This is a genomic window from Pseudomonas sp. 3MA1 (genome assembly GCF_029237275.1).
Lineage (GTDB): Bacteria > Pseudomonadota > Gammaproteobacteria > Pseudomonadales > Pseudomonadaceae > Aquipseudomonas > Aquipseudomonas fluorescens_AP.
Genome location: NZ_JAACFX010000006.1, coordinates 183304 through 202331 on the forward strand (window position 1 = coordinate 183304; position 19028 = coordinate 202331).

The 19028-nt window shown below is 59.4% G+C and carries 11 protein-coding genes and 3 pseudogenes; 5 read left to right on the forward strand and 9 right to left on the reverse strand.

The window, feature by feature from the left end:
- Positions 1 to 162 precede the first annotated feature (162 nt).
- The 3 genes and pseudogenes from GWQ44_RS18170 to GWQ44_RS18180 form a co-directional block, all read right to left on the reverse strand.
- The gene (locus GWQ44_RS18170) at positions 163 to 3477 is read right to left on the reverse strand and encodes a VPA1262 family protein (RefSeq protein WP_275927946.1); all 3315 of its coding nucleotides are present in this window, start codon (positions 3475 to 3477) and stop codon (positions 163 to 165) included.
- 181 nt (positions 3478 to 3658) lie between these two features.
- Positions 3659 to 3778, reverse strand: a pseudogene (locus GWQ44_RS18175) (IS5/IS1182 family transposase); the annotation flags it as partial.
- Positions 3759 to 4292, reverse strand: a pseudogene (locus tag GWQ44_RS18180) (alpha-hydroxy acid oxidase); the annotation flags it as partial. The pseudogenes GWQ44_RS18180 and GWQ44_RS18175, both read right to left, overlap by 20 nt.
- Here GWQ44_RS18180 and GWQ44_RS18185 point away from each other — a divergent pair.
- Positions 4279 to 4515, forward strand: a pseudogene (locus GWQ44_RS18185) (ABC transporter ATP-binding protein); the annotation flags it as partial. The pseudogenes GWQ44_RS18180 and GWQ44_RS18185 sit on opposite strands and share 14 nt — an antisense overlap.
- A 7-nt stretch (positions 4516 to 4522) precedes the next feature.
- On the opposite strand, the gene GWQ44_RS18190 reads toward GWQ44_RS18185, so the two are convergent.
- From GWQ44_RS18190 to GWQ44_RS18200, 3 genes are all read right to left on the reverse strand, one after another.
- Positions 4523 to 6133 carry an amidohydrolase family protein gene (locus tag GWQ44_RS18190; RefSeq protein ID WP_275927947.1) on the reverse strand — a complete coding sequence of 537 codons (1611 nt, stop codon included), beginning with the start codon at positions 6131 to 6133 and terminating at the stop codon, positions 4523 to 4525.
- 98 nt (positions 6134 to 6231) lie between these two features.
- Entirely contained in the window at positions 6232 to 7461 is a 1230-nt protein-coding gene (locus tag GWQ44_RS18195) for an MFS transporter (RefSeq protein ID WP_047304692.1), read from the reverse strand.
- A gap of 47 nt (positions 7462 to 7508) precedes the next feature.
- Positions 7509 to 8399 (reverse strand): amidohydrolase family protein, encoded by an 891-nt coding sequence (locus GWQ44_RS18200; RefSeq protein WP_275927948.1) that lies wholly within the window; start codon positions 8397 to 8399, stop codon positions 7509 to 7511.
- Between the two features lie 301 nt (positions 8400 to 8700).
- Between GWQ44_RS18200 and GWQ44_RS18205 the strand changes: the two genes are divergently transcribed.
- Positions 8701 to 10827: a TonB-dependent siderophore receptor gene (locus GWQ44_RS18205; protein WP_042942219.1), complete on the forward strand. Its 2127-nt coding sequence runs from the start codon at positions 8701 to 8703 to the stop codon at positions 10825 to 10827.
- A 150-nt stretch (positions 10828 to 10977) separates the two neighbouring features.
- The gene (locus tag GWQ44_RS18210; RefSeq protein ID WP_103740222.1) at positions 10978 to 11604 is read left to right on the forward strand and encodes a TetR/AcrR family transcriptional regulator; all 627 of its coding nucleotides are present in this window, start codon (positions 10978 to 10980) and stop codon (positions 11602 to 11604) included.
- A gap of 60 nt (positions 11605 to 11664) precedes the next feature.
- Here the strand turns inward: GWQ44_RS18210 and GWQ44_RS18215 are convergent, their stop codons facing one another.
- Positions 11665 to 12450, reverse strand: a complete 786-nt coding sequence (locus GWQ44_RS18215; RefSeq protein ID WP_275927949.1) for an SDR family oxidoreductase — start codon at positions 12448 to 12450, stop codon at positions 11665 to 11667.
- 178 nt (positions 12451 to 12628) lie between these two features.
- Positions 12629 to 14089 (reverse strand): efflux transporter outer membrane subunit, encoded by a 1461-nt coding sequence (locus GWQ44_RS18220; RefSeq protein ID WP_275927950.1) that lies wholly within the window; start codon positions 14087 to 14089, stop codon positions 12629 to 12631.
- A 171-nt stretch (positions 14090 to 14260) separates the two neighbouring features.
- Here GWQ44_RS18220 and GWQ44_RS18225 point away from each other — a divergent pair, with 171 nt between their 5' ends.
- A complete protein-coding gene (locus GWQ44_RS18225) occupies positions 14261 to 15370 on the forward strand; it encodes an efflux RND transporter periplasmic adaptor subunit (protein WP_199011397.1) in 1110 nt (369 codons plus the stop codon).
- Entirely contained in the window at positions 15367 to 18456 is a 3090-nt protein-coding gene (locus tag GWQ44_RS18230) for an efflux RND transporter permease subunit (RefSeq protein ID WP_275927951.1), read from the forward strand. The genes GWQ44_RS18225 and GWQ44_RS18230 overlap by 4 nt, the downstream gene beginning before the upstream one ends.
- A gap of 232 nt (positions 18457 to 18688) precedes the next feature.
- Here the strand turns inward: GWQ44_RS18230 and GWQ44_RS18235 are convergent, their stop codons facing one another.
- Positions 18689 to 18997 carry a winged helix-turn-helix transcriptional regulator gene (locus GWQ44_RS18235; protein ID WP_345894548.1) on the reverse strand — a complete coding sequence of 103 codons (309 nt, stop codon included), beginning with the start codon at positions 18995 to 18997 and terminating at the stop codon, positions 18689 to 18691.
- Positions 18998 to 19028 lie beyond the last annotated feature (31 nt).

Genomic DNA, 19028 nt, shown 5'->3' on the forward strand with positions numbered 1-19028 from the left:
CAGTGGTGATGGTGTTCATCGCGGGGGGGCTTGAAGCCGACCGAGGGGCAGAAACGCTGATCGCTTCGGACGCCCTGCTGACTGTTTGAGCAATGAGTGCAAAGGGCTGTTGCTGCACGGTAGGTGCCCTGTAGAGCGTGGCACCTACCGTGTAGCTACTTCTTACTGGCCGCTAGTAATAGCCTTTTGAATGGTATGGCCTAGGCCGTGAGATTTGAGTTGGTCAGGATCACCCTTGATGTAGGTGAGCAGTTCGGTGCTGGTGGCATAGTCCTGGTATGAATCGGGAAGCCGATTAATAATCTCTTCGCTCTCAAGCAAAAGTTCAGTCAGTGATGGGCTTGCATCAACATCAACCAGTGCGTTGATACGTCGAGCCAATGCATAGAGCCAGAGGTTCACTTCATGCGCTAGAATGTGCGATTGCCAGCTCACCTGGGCGCTGAAAGGTTGACGAATCGTCCGAGCTAGCGCATTGAATATCTTCCACAGCTCAGCGACGATCGTTTTCTGATCTTCTGGCGCCAAATAGCGGGTCAATGTGGCAAGTTCGTCAGTGAAAGCACCATCTGCCTCCAGCTTGAAATGCAGGCTGTTATTGTCTTTCAGTGAGCCGCGCCATTGGCTTGCCAATTCATTGAACCATTCTCTGGAGATCTGAGCAGTGTCTACTGTCTTCTGTTCGAGCATGGGAAGAAGCAATGACTCGAGAATCCAAGGCGTGAAGTGATGCAACCTTCCAAGACGCCCGCGCACAGGCTGCAGGATGTCCTGAAGTTCTTGATCAGACAGTGGTCCTGGAAGTGACTGCGTCAGCTTTGAAATCAGCTGGTGCTTGACGTCCGCCCCCTCATAGTTCGCTTCGTTGATCAGCCAGCAAAGAATGGTTCGGTGAGCGCCGGCAGGTGTAACGTGATCGATAAGGTCAAGTGTATCTACGCCCCATGCGCCTTTGTTGATTGCATCCTTGAAAGCATGCAAACCCACCCAGGTGACGATGCTTGTCTCACTGTGTAGGAGGGATTTTATTTGTACTGGGTGCCTGTCGAAGCCGAGCGATAGGCAGATGTATTTGAAGGCTTCAATGACCAAAACGTTAGGACGCAAGCCTTTGACGCGTTGCGTGCACACTTCGTTCAACCAGCTGACAAGCGCCTGTGGTGCATGTGACCAGAGTAGCTTGAGGGCATAGTAGTCACTCCATGAAGTATCGGGTGGCGAGTAGCGAAAAGCTTTGCCGGGATCATCAGTGGAAAGCAGTAGCTTGGTGAGGTCTTGCGAGCGATAGTGCTCAAGGTCCAGCAGCGCCTTCCGAGCTCTTGGCTGTAAAGCACTTTGGCGTGCAGGATTGAGGTGTTCTAGCAAGGCGCTCTGCAGGGACTGCGGAAAAGGCTTGCGCTCCTCTGTGTACAGTTGGCCCGCTTGGCAGTGTGCCAGTACATAGCCAAGAGCATCCCAGGCCGAATGGAAATCTTCGAGAGGCAGACCTTCGGTCCAGAACTTGGTAGGGATATTCTCAAACATTTCTGGATTGAGCTTCCCGTCCTTGACCTGGCCCTTGGCCTCCAACTGATTCATCAACTCCGCACCAGACAACCCTGTGAACTCCAGGTCATCAAGCCACCAAGCCAGTACATCGCCCGCGCGAGGGGCGTCAGTGAAACAGGAACGATGGTTCAAACCCTTCGGTTCCTCGTCTTCTTTCTCGGATTCAATAAATGAGGTTGAGTCGAAAATCAGCTTGGCGGTAGGTACCTTCTTGCCCTCACCATGTAGCGTGCTTTGAATGATCCGGTCGCAGTACTCGAAGACGTGCGGCATCACATCCAGAGGGATAGGTGTTGCCAGCAGTGGGTAGTTATCATTGGCGCGTTGTATCGAGTTGGAAAGCTGATAGCCGGCCAGCGGGCGACCGCTGGCTGATCGAATCAGGATCATTCGGTCGTGGATCTTGCTTTCAGGAACGACCAGCACTTTGAGGCGAACGTTGCCGAAATAGCCATTACCCCAGCTAGTGCACTGGTTGAGAAGATTCTGAATGCGGTTCGGCTGATCAGCTCCTGCTTTACCACCGTCCTTCGACTCTTTCTCGGTCGTGATGATGAGATAGTCGCCTGCCGCAGTGCCCATTCGATGAAGCAGGTCGACGCCTGCATCCTCCATGAATGGATCGAACCAGGCAATCTGAGCGTCATGGTGGTTCTCGAAGATCTTACGGAGCCATTCCGTCAGTTGTATCCGGCTGGTGCCACCACTGTCGGTAAGTGTAAGGAAGAAGCGTCCATCAGAAGTCTTGGGGCAGAGCTGCTTCATGATTGTTTCGGTGACGCTGTTGAGAGCTACCCAAGGATCAGCTGTATGGCCTCCCAGCTGTGAGCGCGAATCTCGTAACGCACGGCCTACTCGCGCGGTGGCTTGAAGTTTCGCTTGATCTTTCGGCGGGACGTGTTTCTCCAGCCAGCTCAGCTTTTCGTTCGAGCGGATAGGTTCGACCATCTGCATATTCAGGTTCATGCTGCGGACGAAATAGTTACCGGTCTGTAGCACTAGGAAGGAATCGCCGAGGTCATTGAGCGCGTAGATTTCCAGAGTGAATGACGTACAGATCTGTTTCTCGAAGGCTTCAAGCCTAAAGCCATGTTTCAGTGGGTACTTTTCGTGCTTGTCCAGCCGAGCTGTATAGGTGGCCACTACGCTGTCGGCACTATAAGCGTTCACTACGACTAGGAGGTCGGACGCGTCATGGGTCATTGGCTCAGACAGCTTGAGAGAGGCGTCATCCCCCTTCAACGTGATGTCGTACTTACTCTTTTCCGCGCGATTTTGGCCGGGGATGCAGATGAACTCAAAATCCCCTATCCGCCATGCATCCAGTGCCGCGAAGTCTAGCCCGGTATCTGCGTCCAGGCTCTGGCATGCGGCTTCTGCGATCTTTCGATCCAAACCCCCTGCTATGTTGAAGGTCTCTGACTTGATGTCGGATGAAATGGCCGCGCTGTCCACGCTGGCATAGCTGGTCGGGCTGAGGCGACTGGTGCGAAATTGAAAGAAGTCTCGCGTCGGTAGGTGCATGACTGGGCGGGCTACAGGGTTGCCCCCAAAGAGGGTAGCGCCCACCTTGCTGTTCAGCTTGTCATCGAGCTGGAGATCGGCCAACTGGCTGGCAGCATGTAGTGTTGTGCCGGCAAGGAAGTGCTTTAGGAATATCTTGAGTTGGTGCGTTGATGTGTGCAGCGCCAAGGCATAGGTCTTGGCGGAGCAGCCATCATACACGGACGTCTTACTGCTGTAGGTGCCGCTCCATTTGTGAGACTGGTAGGTACCTGGCAGTGATCGGCCGTAGAGGAATCGCAGTTCGGCGGATCCAGCGCGTTCGATCTCTAGAATCCAGATCTGGGTGGCGGTAGCGAGTTGGTCGTCACCAAAAAGTTCATGAAGCCGGAAATCGGAGGCCAGTGTGCTGAGAGCATCGGTCATAGCGCGTCCTTTTGCTTGGTCAGAGAACAGGTCTGGTGCGCAACGCTGAAGGCGTATCTGCATAGATTTACGTCATTTTGATATCAGTCTCATTGGCCGAACCATGACGGAGCGCAACATAGGCTAAGAATCATATGGTTCTGAACTCCTGGGGTATCCCGAGATCACGTCAACGACATTAACGTCGACGGGTATCTTGCCGATCACCACATTCGTCTGGCAGGTTTCTTCATGACGCACCGGTGTGCAAACTCCAGAATAAGGTGTTGATAAATGGCCGATTATCCTTTGCTTGTCCCCCGAGGCGACTTCGCAGCCGAGTAACTCCCTGGTAACAAGATGTTGTGATCAATTTGCTGTACATCGGTGCATCCGCAAAGCGCGATAGTCAGGTCCATTTCTGTCGCAATGATTTCCAACGCTTTCGCCACTCCTGCTTCGCCCATTGCTCCCAGTCCATAAAGATGGGCGCGCCCGAGCATGACGCCTTAAGCCCCCAGAGCCAGTGACTTGATCACGTCCTGGCCGCTACGAATGCCACTGTCGAGCCAGACGTCAATCTGACCGTCGACGGCTTGAGCGATGGCCGGCAGCATGTTGATGCTGGAAGGGGCGCCATCGAGCTGGCGCCCACCGTGGTTGCTGACGATCAGTGCATCGGCGCCACTGGCAACGGCCAGGTGTGCGTCCTCAACATCGAGAATGCCTTTCAGAATCAGTGTTCCGCCCCAGTGATCCTTGATCCACTTGATGTTGTCCCAGCGTAGCGTCGGGCCGAACTGCTCGTAGGTCCAGTCGGCCATCAGCATCGCCCCGGCGGTGATCCTGGCGTCCTGGGTGATCGGCCACGCGGGCGGCAACACCTGGGTCCAGAGCCTGGATTTCGCGTTGCTCTACATCATGCTGGCCCTGGGACTGAACATAGTGGTCGGCTATGCCGGGTTGCTGGGCAAGGGCTTTATCGCTTTCTACGCGGCGGGCGCCTACCTTGTGGCACTGCTGTCCTCACCGCACCTGTTGACAAAGTTCCCGGCCCTGGCCGTCTTCAGAAACCGTAGAGCTGTGCCGGGTTGTCCACCAGGATCTGCTTGATCAGCGCGTCGTCGTTATCAACCCAGTCGAACAGCATCTCCAGCAGGCTGGCGTCGTTGGGCATCGGCACCGGTATGCACGGATGTGGCCAATCGCTTGCCCACAGCAGCCGGTTCGGATTGGCCTCGATCAACGCCCGGGCGTAGGGCGTTACGTCGTCGTAAGGAAAGTCCTTCGACGCGGTAAAGCGATAGGCGCCGGACAGCTTGACCCACACTCGGCCTTCTTGCAGCAGGCGCAGCAGGTCGGTGAATCCCGGGTGGTTCAGCCCGCAACTGGTGGGCATGTGCCCCATGTGGTCGATGACGACTGGCACCGGCAGGCTGGCCACGGTTTCGTACAAGTCGGCGAATTCGGTGATATCGATCAGCAACTGAAGGTGCCAGCCAAGGGGTGCGACTTTTTCCGCCAGGGCCGCAACATCCGACACCTCGACGCCACTCTTGAAGATCAGGTTGACCCGCACGCCGCGGACCCCGAGGCGATGCATCGCCTGCAGGGTTTGGCTATCGGTGTCGGTATCGATCACCACAACCCCGCGCAATGCGCTGCCCCCTTGCTTCAGCGCCGCCAGGGTGGTGCTGTTGTCCGCCCCATAGACACTGGGTTGGACGATGACTGCGCGACTCAGCCCCAGGGTTTTCTGGACGTGCTCAAAGGCCTCCAGGGGAGCGGGGGGCGGGGTGTAGGAGCGGTGAGGGGAGAACGGTTGCCCATGCTCGTCACCAAAGACGTGGAAGTGGCAGTCGCATGCCCCGTCCGGCAAGCTGCGTTGCAGTTTGCGCGGCTCGGGATCCGGGCCGGCGCATTGCGGGGCATAGGTTTCGCCCAGCGAACTCATGCGAGTGATTTCCCAGCCTTGCAATCCCCGCAATCCATTGCGCTCGGCGGAGTTGATGATCTGTTGCCAGGTGGCGCGCCTGGCGAGGTCGGGGTCGCCGAGCTTGATCGCGTCAAAGATCGCCTGGTGTTCGGCCAGCAGGGTTTCGCCGAGGTCGCTCGAACGTACCAGGCGGTTCTCCAGCAAGGCCGCTTCGTAGACGTGGCTGCAGAGAAAGATGATGAAGTTGCGAAAGTAGTCATTGCCTGTGGCATCGGCAATGGCGCGTTTGAACTGCAGGCTGTGCTCCAGCATGTCCTCAGGGTTTTGCAGGCCGTCGCGCAGGGTGTCCAGCGCCGCCGCGATCTTGTTCAACTGATTGAGTGAGCGACGGCGGGCGGCCATGGCGGCGGCGGCGACTTCGAGGTCCAGGCGCAGTTCGTAGAGCTGGCGCAGCTTGGTGCTGTCGGTCAGTTCCTCTTGAGTGATGCGGAAGCTGCTCTGGTTGGCTTCGGTGGCAACAAACACCCCGAGCCCTTGGCGACTGATGACGAGGCCGGCGGAACTGAGCCGCGCCACGGCTTCACGCACGACATTTCGGCTGACGGCGAAGGCTTCGGCCAAGCGGCTTTCGGTGGGGATGCGATCACCGGGACGGAGTCGACCTTCACGTATTTCACTTTCCAGATAACGAAAGATCTCGACCGAGAAGTGATCACGTCGGCCAATTGCTTTTATAGTCATTTTTCTCAGTCATCGAATGTCGGTTTCAAAAGCTTGAAACGTAGAACGCCCGCGTAACGAACGATACGCGGGCGTTACTCTAACAAATGATGTCTGGTTCAGTGCAATTGCTTGCCCCTGGTTTCCGGAAGGAAGCAGGTCACCACCAGGACCAGGCAGTAGGCACCTCCGGCGAACATCGCAATCGCGGTGCCCAGGCTGTATTGGGCACTGATGAAACCGACGAGTCCCGGGAACAGTGCGCCCACCGCGCGCCCGAAGTTATAGGAGAACGCCTGGCCGTTGGCCCTCACTGCCGAAGGATAGAGTTCCGTCAGAAAGGCCCCCATGCCGCTGTAGATACCGGATGCGGCGAACCCCAGGGGGAAGCCGAGAATCAGCATCTGGGTATTGGTCAGGTTCAGTTGCATGTAGCAGATCACGCTGATGGCCGACAGGACGGCGAAGAGGATGAAGTTGGCGCGGCGCCCCAGCCGGTCAGACAGGTAGGCACCGCAGACATAGCCGAAGAATGACCCCAGGATGACCACCAGCAGGTAACTGCCGGTGCCGAACACTGACAGGCCCTTCTCCAGCTTCAGGTAGGCCGGCAACCAGGTGGTGATCGCGTAGTAGCCACCTTGTACCCCCATGCACAGCAGCGCGGACAACAGGGTGGTGCGCAGCAGCGAAGGGGAGAAGATGTGCCAGAAGGCCACCCTGTTGCCAGTTTCGCTCTGGTGCTTCTTGCTCTGCAGGAACACCTCGGGTTCTGGCACGTATTTGCGAATGTAGAGCACCAGCAGTGCAGGTGCGATGCCGATCCAGAACAGCGAGCGCCAGGCAAGGTCTTCGGGAAGGTAGCTGAAGGCCACTGTGTAGAGCAGCGCGGCCGCGCCCCAGCCAATGGCCCATCCGCTCTGCACGATGCCCACGGCCTTGCCGCGATGTTCCGCTCGGACCATTTCGCCGATCAGCACCGAGCCCACCGCCCACTCGCCGCCGAACCCCAGGCCCTGCAACGCGCGAAGCACAAACAGCTGCTCGAAGTTTTGCGCGAAGCCGATCAGTACGGTGCAGATCGAGAACCACAGAATGCTGATCTGCAGCAGCCGCACCCGGCCGTAGCGGTCAGCCAGGATCCCCGCTCCCCATCCGCCAATGGACGAAAACAGCAAGGTCACGGTGCTCAGCAATCCCACGGATCCCTTGTCGATGTGCCAGAGGGTCATCAAGGAGGCGATGACGAAGGTGAACACCATGAAGTCCAGGGCGTCTAGCGCCCAGCCACCCAATGCGGAATAGAAGGTGCGTTTTTCAACGGTATTAAGTTCGCTAAACCAGCTCATTATTGTTCTCCGTGCAGCACCTTGGCGCCGCTGGGTTATTGTTTTTGTTATTTGAAGTCGTACAGAACGGCGGGGTTATCGACCAGGATGCTCTGTCGCTGGCGCTGATCGGGCGCCCATGAGCGCAAGCGATCCAGTAATGAACCGGTGTCGGGCGTGCTTTCGAGCGCTACGTGGGGCCAGTCGCTGCCCCAAACCATTCGTTCGGGGGCGGCGCCCAGCAAGGCATGGGCCAGCGCATCCGTATCGGCATAGTCCGGATGCCGCTCACTCAGGCGATAAGCGCCCGACAATTTGACCCACCAACCGTGTTCCGCCACGTTTCTCAGCAGCAACTCGAACCCTGGCTCCTTGACGCCCAGGCGGGCCGGGAAGTGTCCGAAGTGATCGATCACCACGGGGCAGGGCAGCCTGGCTATCCGTGCCTGCAGCTCGCTTAACAGCCGGACATCAATCAAGAACTGCAGATGCCAGCCAAGGTCGGCAACCCGATGGGCAAGGCGCTCCATCAAGTCCAGATTCACGCCGCCGCGAAACAGCACGTTGATGCGAACGCCGCGCACACCCAAGGCGTGCATGTGCGCCAGTTCGTCATCGCTGATTCGTTCGTCGACTACCGCGACCCCCCTCAGTCGATCGCGGTGACGTTGCAACACCTCGAGCATGTAGCGGTTATCGGTGCCATAGACGCTCGGCTGCACCAGAACCCCGCGCTGCATCCCCGTGGCCCGCAACATGTCCAGATACAGCGCCTCAGGTGCGGGAGGCGGGGTGTAACTGCGGTCGGGTACCAGGGGATAACGCTCAAAATCAGCGCAGATCACATGCGCATGGGTGTCGCATGCACCTGGCGGTAGCACGAAGCTCGGGGCTTGGATCCTTTCTCTCGGGGCGGCACAGGAGGGCGGCCACGCTGTGGCGGATTTGGGGTGAGGCATGGATTTCATCTCCTCGACAGCTCTTCGCACGCCTTGGCGGTTGCAGAGCGGTACTTGTTGGTTGTTGGTTGTATGTTGTCCAACAAGTGCTGGCATGTTGAATTTTTGCCTTGGCCTTGTCAATGGATGCAGGTGGGGATTTCGCGTGACGCGCTTCGGCGATGGCTAAGGCGGAGCAATAGCGGCTTTGGGTGCTAATGGGAATTTGTATTAATTGCGAATGGTTTTGTATAGCATGCGCCGCAGTTTTCTGGCGGTTTCACCCCTTGTATTGGCCTATTCGCAAAGGTTTTTTCTCTCCATGCGCCGAACCCTGCTTTCCATTTGTGTGCTGCAAGCGTTGTCGTCCACCTCATGGGCTGAACAAGCGCAGGTAAAGCCCTCAACCCTTGAGTTGGACACGGCCGATGTCATCGGCACCGCGACTTACGAAAGGGCGGATGGTCCGGTGCAGGGTTATCGCGCAACGCGCTCGGCCAGCGCCACGCGGACCGACACCTCGATCCATGAAACCCCGCAGTCGATCAGTGTGGTCGCCAAGGATGCGGTGGAGGATCTTGGAGCCACGCGTTTGCAGGACGCGCTGGACTACGCCGGGGGCGTGGGGCGGGCGAACAATTTTGGTGGGCAGGGGCTGACCACGTTTACCGTCCGTGGCTTCACCACCGGCGAGTTTTACCGCAACGGTTTTCCCATCAACCGCGGCTATCCGAACATGCCGGATGCCAACACCATCGAACGCCTTGAAGTGCTGCGCGGCCCGGCAACCATGCTTTATGGCCGGGGTGATCCTGGCGGTACTTTCAACGTGGTTTCCAAGCAGCCGTTGCCCGAGCGCACGGTCACCCTGGGCAGTCAATTGAACGACCAGGGCATGAAGCGCGGCACGCTGGACGCTTCCGGGCCGCTGGACGAAGACGGGCGCCTGGCCTATCGACTGAACGTCGTGGGCGAGGGCGGCGACACCTTCCGCGATCATGTCGACACCGAGCGCTACGGTGTCACGCCGGTGCTCAGCTGGCAGGTCAGCGACGCGACCCGGCTGATTTTCGAAGGCGATTTCATGCGTAACAACGCGCCTCTGGATCGAGGCGTTACCCGTTACGCGAAGCAGATTGGCAGCGCTTCTCGCGACAGTTTTTTCGGTGAAAAAGACGTTGGCAAACTGCACAACGACAACAACATGGCGCAACTGCGCTTCGAACACCTGCTCAGCGACGACTGGACCCTTGGGGGTGGTGTGCAGTGGCTCGATGGTTCGCTCAAGGGCAACGCGGTCGAGGCTAACGGTATTGCCGCTGACGGCCGCACCTTGGGGCGCAATTTCAACTATCGCAAGCTGGAATGGACCGACCGGGATGCCCAGCTCAATCTGACCGGCCATTTCGATACCGCCGGTTTGCAGCACACTTTGCTCACCGGCATCGAGTATGAAGACTACGACTACCAGTCGATCATTCAACGCTCCAGTGGCGCTGTCGGTGCGTACCCCATCGACCTCTTCGATCCAGTGTACGGCCAGCCGCGTCCGGCCCTGACCCGCACGCCGACTCATGACAAGGAAAACCTCAAGACCTATGCCGCGTTCGTGCAGGATCAAGTGGCCCTGACCGACAAACTGAAAGTGCTGGCAGGGGCGCGTTTCGAACGCTTCGAACATGACTACGAAACCTATGTACCCGGCGGCAAGAGTTGGCAGGCCAGTGACAACGCGGTCACACCGCGCATTGGCGTGAGCTACGACTTGACCGAGACCTTGGCGCTCTACGCCGACACCGCGCGCTCGTTCAAGCCCAACACCGGCGCCAGCCGCCTCGGCGGCGGGTTTGCGCCGGAGAAGGGCAAGTCTTATGAAATGGGTATCAAGTGGGAAGCACTGGACCAGCAGTTGAGTGTCGACGCGGCGATCTATCAGATCGAAAAGCGCAACGTCTTGACCGCCGACCCCGTTGACTCGACCTTCAGCGTGGCCGCCGGTGAAGTGCGAAGCCGTGGTTTGGATGTCAACGTTGCCGGCAACCTGACGCCCGAGTGGCGGGTGATCGGCGGCTACGCCTATGTCGATGCCGAAGTCACCAAGGACAACGTGCTGCGCTCTGGCACGCGGCTGCTGAACATCCCGAAAAACAGCTTCAGCCTGCTGAATATGTACGAGTTCCAGGACGGCATGCTCAAGGGCCTGGGCCTGGGGGGCGGACTCAAGTACGTCGACGAGCGCGCCGGGCAAACCGCCAATACCGGGTTTTCGATGGGCAGCTACACCGTTGTCGACCTGCTCGGTTTCTACAAGGTCAATGACAAGGTGCGGCTCAACCTGGATCTGAAAAACCTGTTTGACCGTGATTATGAAGAGGGCGCGTTCGGCAACGTTTACGCCTATCCTGGGGCTCCGCGAACGCTGCAGGTCGGCATTGCCTACACCTTGTAGTGGGGATGTCTTGCAGGTATGGGCCGAGCTTGTTCCGCGTTGGGGTGACTGGCGAGGTCACCTCTAAAGAACCTGAGGCAGCGCTTTTGTGGCCTTGTTTCCATGGCGTCACGAGTTGTCAGCCGAAGAGCGGATGAGTAAGCTGCTGCGATGAATCAGCCCTCCATATCCACCTCCTCGCCGAGCACTCGTGGCCCAGCGGAGCACGACATTCGAGACCAGATTGTCGCCGCTGCCAATGAGCATTTCAGTCAGTATGGCTACGGTAAAACCACGGTTTCCGATCTGGCGAAGGCCATCGGTTTTTCCAAGGCGTACATCTATAAGTTCTTTGATTCCAAGCAGGCGATCGGCGAAGCGATCTGTTCAAACTGTTTGGCACAGATCATTGCGACAGTCGAACAGGCTATCAATGCCGATTCGATTTCAGCCACCGAGCGTTTGCGCAGACTGGTGAAAACCTTGATGGCGACGGGCGTCGACCTGTTCTTCAATGATCGCAAGCTCTACGACATTGCGGCGTTTTCCGCGTCGGAGCGCTGGAACAGCTCCCAGGTCTATGAAGCACAGATCAAGCGTTTTATCTCTGACATCGTGCGCCAGGGGCGGGAAGCTGGAGAGTTCGAGCGCAAAACCCCACTGGACGAAACCGTCGAGGCGATCCAGCTGGCGCTGCGACCTTTCGTCAACCCTCTGCTGCTGCAGCACAATCTGGATTTTATCGAGGTGGCGCCCACGCTGACCTCCAACCTCATCCTGCGCAGCCTCATGCCTTGACGCGTCACTGATCAAAGTACTCCGGTGATTTGCGTCAGGCCGCGCGCCCCTTTTTGTACGTCAAACCCCCATGACCTGCGCCATGAGGCGCTGATGAAAGCGCCGCGGCGTGGCCCACGTCAGGGCACAGATGAGCTTGTTGGCCAAGCCTGGCACGACGCTCATGCGTCCGGCGTGCAGTGCGTCGATGCCTGCCTGGACGACAGGTTGCGGCTGCATCATCACTCCTTTTAACGCGGGCGTGATTTTTTGCCGGGCGCTGGCCGCAAACCCGGTGTCCGACATGCCCGGACAAAGAGCTGTCACCACCACACCATCGGGCTTGAGTTCACGATGCAGCGCATCAGAGAACCTGAGCACGAACGCTTTGGCCGCAGAGTAAACGGCAAAGTGTTTGACACCCTGGTAGGACAGCAGGCTGGCCACCATCAGGATGTGGCCTTTGCGCCTGGCGCGCATGTCTTCGGCAAAGAGCCGCGTCATGGCGGTCAGGCTGGCAACATCCAGATTGATCATGGCCAGAGAGCTTTCCAGCGGTTCGTCGAGGAACGCCCCCTGCAAGCCGTACCCGGCGTTGTTGATCAACACGTCGACGACAATATGGCGATCGTGCAGATCGCGGTGCAGATCGACAATCACATTGATGGATGAGAGATCTGCCTGTTTCACCATCACGTCAACGGCGAAACGGTTACGCAGTTCCTCGGCAAGCGCTTCAAGTTCGTTCAGCCTGCGTGCCACCATAATCAGTGAACGGCCTTTTGCTGCGTACTGCCGGGCAAACTCTTTGCCGAACCCACTGGAGGCGCCAGTGACGAGCACCCAGGTGTTTTCTTGCGCTGTCATCGTATTAATCCTCGCTTCTGTTCTTGAGCCACTGGTCTGGCTGTGCTGCATGGAAAAGGTCGGCGTGACCACAGGTTTCGTCGGTCAGCGTGGAGGGGCATCTGTCGATGTTCACAGGGCTGCGCGATTGCCTGGGCGGCGTAGGTTGAAGCCTGGGGCAGGGCAAGGGCGACGAGCTTCATCGTGACGTAACCGGCAGGTTTTCAGGCGGTTGCCAGCCGCCACCGAGCGCCTTGAATGTCGCGACCGCGGCCCGCGCCGCTTCGGTCCGCGCCTGCGCCCGGGCATCGGAGGCCTGCAGCATGGTTTCGTCGGCGTGCAGGACATCAATCAGGCTGGCCGTGCCTTTTTCGTAGGCGATGAACGATGATTGGCGCGCTTGTGTCAGCGAAGCCTCGCCGCCCGCCAGCGTGGCGGCCTGAGTGTTCCGGTTAACCAGGTTGGAGAGGGCATTCTCAACATCCTCAGTGGCGCGTAGAACCGACTGACGATAAGCGGCCAGCGCCTCGGCTTCCTGTCCTTTGGCCTGATCGATTTGAGCGTTTATGCGGCTAAAGTCAAAAAGCCTCCAGCGTAACCCCAGTACCCCCGCCGACTGCTGGGCACCGCCAGTGAACAGGTTGCCGCCAGAGACCGCGGTCGCGCTACCAAGCAACGCGCTAAGCGAGAATTTCGGGTAGTACTCGGCAATCGCCACGCCGATGCGCGCATTCGAAGCGGCCAGGCGCCGTTCGGCCACGATCAGGTCCGGCCGGCGGCGCAGCAGATCGGCCGGCGTTCCCGAGGCCCTGATCGGTGGCACAAGAGGAATGCTCCCGGTATCCGCCAGTTGCCTGCGGTGCGTGCCTGGCGGTGTGCCGAGCATGACGTCCAGTGCATTCATCGCGGCGTCCAGGCCCGTCTGCAGCACTGGCACTGTCGCCTTGACCTGCGCCAACGCGCCCTCAGTCTGTTGAACCTGATAGCGGGCCGCGAGGCCCTTGCCGTCGAGCAAGCGGACCTTCTCCAGCAGTCCTTGCTGGGTGTTGACTTGGCGGTTGGCAATGTCCAGCCGGGCCTGCAATCCACGGAGGGTGATGTAGATATCGGCGGTCTGCGCGGCAATCGCCAGTCGGGTGGCGTTCGCGTCCGCCGCGGAAGCCTGATATTCGGCGAGTGCGGCTTCGCGCCCGCGCCTCAGGCCGCCAAAGACATCCACCTCCCAGCCAGCATTGAGGTTGACCTCGTAGGCATTTCCATACCGGTCATAGCCAGGCGTTGAGTTCAAAACCTGACCCAGTGGCGTCTCGACGGATTGGTAGGCGCGTGCCACCTGGCCATCGATGTTCCCCGAGGGCAGTAAGGCAGCAGTGGCGGCGCCCAATCCTGCCCGCGCCTGGGTGACTCGCGCCGCCGCTTGCGCCAGGTCCAGGTTCTGCTCAAGGGCCCTGGAGACGAAGTCGCTCAGTACGGGGTCGGCAAAACTCTCCCACCAGTTCACCAGACTCGACGGTGCCGCGGCCGGCTGCTGTGCGACTGCTGGCTGGCCCAGGTAACGATCGGCAAGCGGTAGGGCCGGGCGTTGATAGTCGGGGCCAACGGCGCAGCCGGTCATCAAGCAGGCGGTCACTAACAGGGTGATAGGGCGAACAGGAGGCATTGCAAGACCTTCGATGAAGATGGTTTGTGACCATATTAAATTACGGTCACGACAAAAAGGTCAATCAAGCTTTGAGTGCTTTGTATTTGCTGTGTTTTATTGTGACCATTGACACTAATGGTCACTGTGCTGAAAATGCCGGCCATGTCCTATTGGTGAGTCAATGAATCTATGCGCCGGTTTCTGCCTGTCCCGATTGCTTGTTGTTTGTTGCCGTTGGTGCTGACGGCGTGTGGCGACTCAGCCGTAGTCGACGATCCGCGCACCCATGCGCCTTTGGTGAGGGCGGCCGTGGTTGAGGCGGCGTCCGAGGCCGCACGATCCTTCACGGGTGTCGTGGCGGCCCGCGTTGAGGCCGACCTCGGCTTTCGGGTTTCGGGCAAGATACTTGAGCGCCTGGTGGATACGGGCCAGACGGTCAAGCGGGGACAGCCGCTCATGCGCCTGGACCCGATCGATCTCGGGTTGCAGGCGCGAGCGCAGCAAGAGTCGGTGATAGCGGCTCGGGCTCGTGCCAAACAGACCGCCGATGACGAGGCTCGATATCGCGATCTGGTCGCCGCCGGTGCCATTTCGGCCTCGGCCTACGATCAGGTCAAAGCCGCGGCCGATAGCGCAAGCGCACAGCTCAGCGCGGCGCAAGCGCAGGCCAATGTCGCTCGCAATGCGTCTGGTTATGCGCTGTTGCTTGCCGATTCCGACGGCGTGGTGGTGGAGACGTTCGCCGAGCCCGGACAAGTCATCAGCCCGGGGCAGCCGGTGATTCGACTGGCCCGGGCCGGGCAGCGCGAAGCCATCGTGCACTTGCCCGAGACGCTGCGTCCGGGGCCAGGATCCACCGCGCAGGCAACGCTGTATGGCAAGCCCCAGGCTGGCGTGACAGCCAGGCTGCGCTTGCTTTCCGATTCGGCCGATCGCATGACGCGTACTTTTGAAGCGCGCTACGTGCTCGAGGGTGCGCTGGCCACTGCGCCGTTAGGTTCGACCGTTACTCTGCGGATCGCCGAAGGCGGTGCAAATGAGCCGGTGCTGCAAGTGCCGCTGGCCGCTGTCTATGACCCCGGCACAGGGGCTGGCGTCTGGATTATTGCCGGCACGCCCGCGAAGGTGACGTGGAAACCCGTGCGTATTTTGCGCGTGAGCGATGATGCCGCGCGCATTGCCGGTGATCTCAAGGCCGGTGAGCAAGTGGTTGCGCTGGGTGTGCATCTGCTGCATGAGGGGGAGGCGGTGAGGTTGGCACAACAGGGCGACGCTGACGTTGCCGGGAGCCATCCATGAGCCAGGGGCGCTTCAACCTTTCGGCGCTCGCCGTCCGCGAACGTTCGATCACGGTGTTTTTGATCTTCTTGATCGGGGTTGCAGGGATTCTGGCGTTTTTTCAGCTGGGGCGCGCGGAAGACCCGCCGTTTACGGTCAAGCAGCTGACGGTCATCACGGCGTGGCCGGGTGCCACGGCGCAGGAGATGCAGGACCAGGTCGCCGAGCCGCTGGAAAAACGCCTGCAAGAACTGAAATGGTACGACCGCACGGAAACCTACACCCGTCCGGGCCTGGCCTTCACCGTGGTGACACTGCTCGACCGCACACCGCCTGCCCAGGTCCAGGAGCAGTTCTATCAGGCGCGCAAAAAACTCGACGATGAAGCGATCAAGCTTCCGGCCGGTGTGATTGGCCCGATGGTCAATGACGAGTTTGCCGATGTGACCTTCGCGCTGTTTGCCCTGAAGGCCAAAGGCGAGCCGCAGCGACTGCTGGTGCGTGATGCGGAATTGCTGCGTCAGCGCCTGTTGCATGTGCCGGGCGTGAAAAAGGTCAACATCATTGGCGAGCAGAGCGAACGCATCTTTGTCTCCTTCTCCCATGATCGGTTGGCCACGCTGGGTGTATCCCCTCAGGATATTTTTGCCGCGCTGAACGACCAGAACTTGCTCACCCCGGCGGGCTCCATTGAAACCAAGGGGCCGGAGGTCTTCCTGCGTGTTGACGGTGCCTTCGACTCGCTGCAGAAGATTCGCGACACGCCGCTGGCGATTCAGGGCCGGATACTGAAGCTCTCGGACGTGGCGACGGTCGAGCGTGGTTATGAAGATCCGGCGACCTTCCTTGTGCGTCATAACGGTGAGGAAGCGCTGTTGTTGGGCGTCGTGATGCGTGAGGGCTGGAACGGACTTGATCTGGGCAAGGCACTGGACGCGGAGACGACCAGGATCAATCAGGGCATGCCGTTGGGCATGACGCTCGGCAAGGTCACGGATCAGTCGGTGAATATCAGTTCGGCCGTCGACGAATTCATGATCAAGTTCTTCGTCGCCTTGCTGGTGGTGATGCTGGTGTGCTTTCTCAGCATGGGCTGGCATGTCGGTATTGTCGTGGCGGCGGCGGTGCCGCTGACCCTGGCCGTGGTGTTTGTGGTGATGGCGGCCACCGGCAAGAACTTTGACCGTATAACCCTCGGCTCGCTGATTTTGGCCCTGGGACTGCTGGTGGACGACGCCATTATTGCGATCGAGATGATGGTGGTGAAAATGGAGGAGGGCTACGACCGCCTCAAGGCGTCCGCGTATGCCTGGAGTCACACGGCTGCGCCGATGCTTTCCGGCACCCTGGTGACCGCCATCGGCTTTTTGCCCAACGGTTTTGCACAGTCGACCGCCGGCGAGTACACCAGCAACATGTTCTGGATTGTGGGCATCGCCCTGATTGCCTCATGGGTGGTTGCGGTGGCCTTTACCCCTTACCTGGGGGTGAAGCTGTTGCCGAACATCAACAAGGTCGAAGGGGGGCATGCGGCCATTTACAACACGCCCAACTACAACCGCTTCCGCCGGCTCTTGACGCGCGTCATCGCTCACAAATGGCAGGTGGCCGGAACTGTTATCGCGGCGTTTGTCCTGGCGATGGTCGGCATGAGCCTGGTCAAGAAGCAGTTCTTCCCCACCTCGGACCGTCCCGAAGTATTGGTCGAGGTGCAAATGCCTTATGGAACCTCCATCGAGCAGACCAGCCGCACCACCGCCAAGGTCGAGGCCTGGCTGCAAAAGCAGGACGAAGCAAATATTGTCACGGCCTATGTCGGGCAAGGTGCGCCGCGTTTCTATCTGGCCATGGCGCCGGAACTGCCGGATCCGTCCTTCGCCAAGATTGTGGTGTTGACCCAGAGTCAGGAGGCACGGGAAGCCCTCAAGTTCCGTCTGCGCGAGGCGGTTGCGCAGGGGCTTGCTGCAGAAGCGCGGGTCAGGGTTACGCAGTTGGTGTTTGGTCCGTATTCACCGTTTCCTGTCGCCTACCGGGTGATGGGGCCCGATCCCTCGACACTGCGCAAGATCGCCGGCCAGGTGCAGGAGGTGATGCGCGCGAGCCCCATGCTGCGCACCGTCAACACTGACTGGGGGCCACTCACGCCCGCGTTGCATTTCACCCTGGATCAGGACCGCCTGCAGGCAGTGGGACTGACCTCCAGTGCGGTCGCACGGCAGTTGCAGTTCCTCCTGGCAGGGGTGCCGATCACCGCCGTTCGCGAAGATATTCGTTCGGTGCAAGTGATCGGACGCGCGGCGGGTGATATCCGGCTCGACCCCGCAAAAATACAGGGCTTTACCCTGGTGGGCTCGGCGGGCCAGCGGATTCCGCTGTCTCAGGTCGGGGCTGTGGACGTGCGCATGGAGGATCCCGTCCTTCGGCGTCGTGACCGCACCCCGACCATTACGGTACGTGGCGACATTGCCGACGGGTTACAGCCTCCGGACGTTTCAAGCGCGATCACCAAGGCGTTGCAGTCGCTCATCGCCACGTTGCCGGATGGCTATCGAATCGAGCAGTCGGGGGCTATCGAGGAGTCGGGCAAGGCTGCCCAGGCGATAGTGCCGTTACTGCCGATCATGCTGGCCATCACGCTGCTGATCATCATCCTGCAGGTACGTTCGGTGTCGGCGATGATCATGGTGTTCCTCACCTCGCCACTCGGGCTGATTGGTGTGGTGCCGACACTGCTGCTCTTCCAGCAGCCGTTCGGGATCAATGCCCTGGTCGGGCTGATCGCCCTGTCGGGCATTCTGATGCGCAATACGCTGATCCTGATTGGGCAAATCCATCACAACGCACAACAAGGATTGGATCCGTTGCATGCGGTGATCGAGGCCACCGTACAGCGTGCCCGCCCGGTGCTGCTCACGGCGCTGGCGGCCATCCTGGCGTTCATTCCGCTGACGCATTCCGTCTTCTGGGGAACCCTGGCTTACACACTGATCGGCGGTACGTTCGTCGGTACCGTCGTGACGCTGGTGTTCCTGCCGGCGATGTACTCGATCTGGTTCAAGATCAGCCATGTCCGTCAGGAGCAAATCGAAACAGCAGAGCGGGTGTAGGTATTCGAATCGACTGGAAGAGAGGGCTCCACCCGGTCCTCTCGCCATTCACCTGTTCACAAAGCGCCGAGAGACAGGAGCTGCGCACAAGGCGTCGGGCGCTGACCCTGCGCCCGCGTGCTGACGGCGCCTAGCTGGCCACAGGCCTTGTCAGGTTCTGCCTGGACAGCCCAGGGTACGGCAGGCCAATTCCAATGATCCGACCGATTGAGTACACAGAGACGTGCTCAACTCAGGTCCTTTCTTCAACCGCGTGCTCTCGTCTGAACTGCATGATCTCGTGCAGATTCTCTTCAATCCAATCAGCCATCGCCTCAACCTTGGTCGCTGCGGCGTTGCCCAAGGGCGTCAAACTGTACTCCACATAGGGCGGGACTACCGGTCGGGAAAGCCGGTGGACAAGCCCGTCGCCCTCCAGCCCCTGAAGTGTCTGCGAAAGCATTTTTTCGCTGACGCCATCGATTTTTCGACGTAGTTCGCTAAAGCGATGCGTGCCTCCCAAAAGCACCACCAGCACCAGGACGCCCCAGCGGCTGGTCATATGCTTGAGCACGTCCCGGGAAGGGCAATCA

Coding starts and splice junctions, on each gene's coding strand:
- GWQ44_RS18230 (WP_275927951.1), top strand. CDS start 15,367: ATGAGCCAGGGGCGCTTCAACCTTTCGGCGCTCGCCGTCCGCGAACGT.
- GWQ44_RS18225 (WP_199011397.1), top strand. CDS start 14,261: ATGCGCCGGTTTCTGCCTGTCCCGATTGCTTGTTGTTTGTTGCCGTTG.
- GWQ44_RS18210 (WP_103740222.1), top strand. CDS start 10,978: ATGAATCAGCCCTCCATATCCACCTCCTCGCCGAGCACTCGTGGCCCA.
- GWQ44_RS18170 (WP_275927946.1), bottom strand. CDS start 3,477: ATGACCGATGCTCTCAGCACACTGGCCTCCGATTTCCGGCTTCATGAA.
- GWQ44_RS18195 (WP_047304692.1), bottom strand. CDS start 7,461: ATGAGCTGGTTTAGCGAACTTAATACCGTTGAAAAACGCACCTTCTAT.
- GWQ44_RS18215 (WP_275927949.1), bottom strand. CDS start 12,450: ATGACAGCGCAAGAAAACACCTGGGTGCTCGTCACTGGCGCCTCCAGT.
- GWQ44_RS18220 (WP_275927950.1), bottom strand. CDS start 14,089: ATGCCTCCTGTTCGCCCTATCACCCTGTTAGTGACCGCCTGCTTGATG.
- GWQ44_RS18235 (WP_345894548.1), bottom strand. CDS start 18,997: ATGACCAGCCGCTGGGGCGTCCTGGTGCTGGTGGTGCTTTTGGGAGGC.
- GWQ44_RS18200 (WP_275927948.1), bottom strand. CDS start 8,399: ATGCCTCACCCCAAATCCGCCACAGCGTGGCCGCCCTCCTGTGCCGCC.
- GWQ44_RS18205 (WP_042942219.1), top strand. CDS start 8,701: ATGCGCCGAACCCTGCTTTCCATTTGTGTGCTGCAAGCGTTGTCGTCC.
- GWQ44_RS18190 (WP_275927947.1), bottom strand. CDS start 6,133: ATGACTATAAAAGCAATTGGCCGACGTGATCACTTCTCGGTCGAGATC.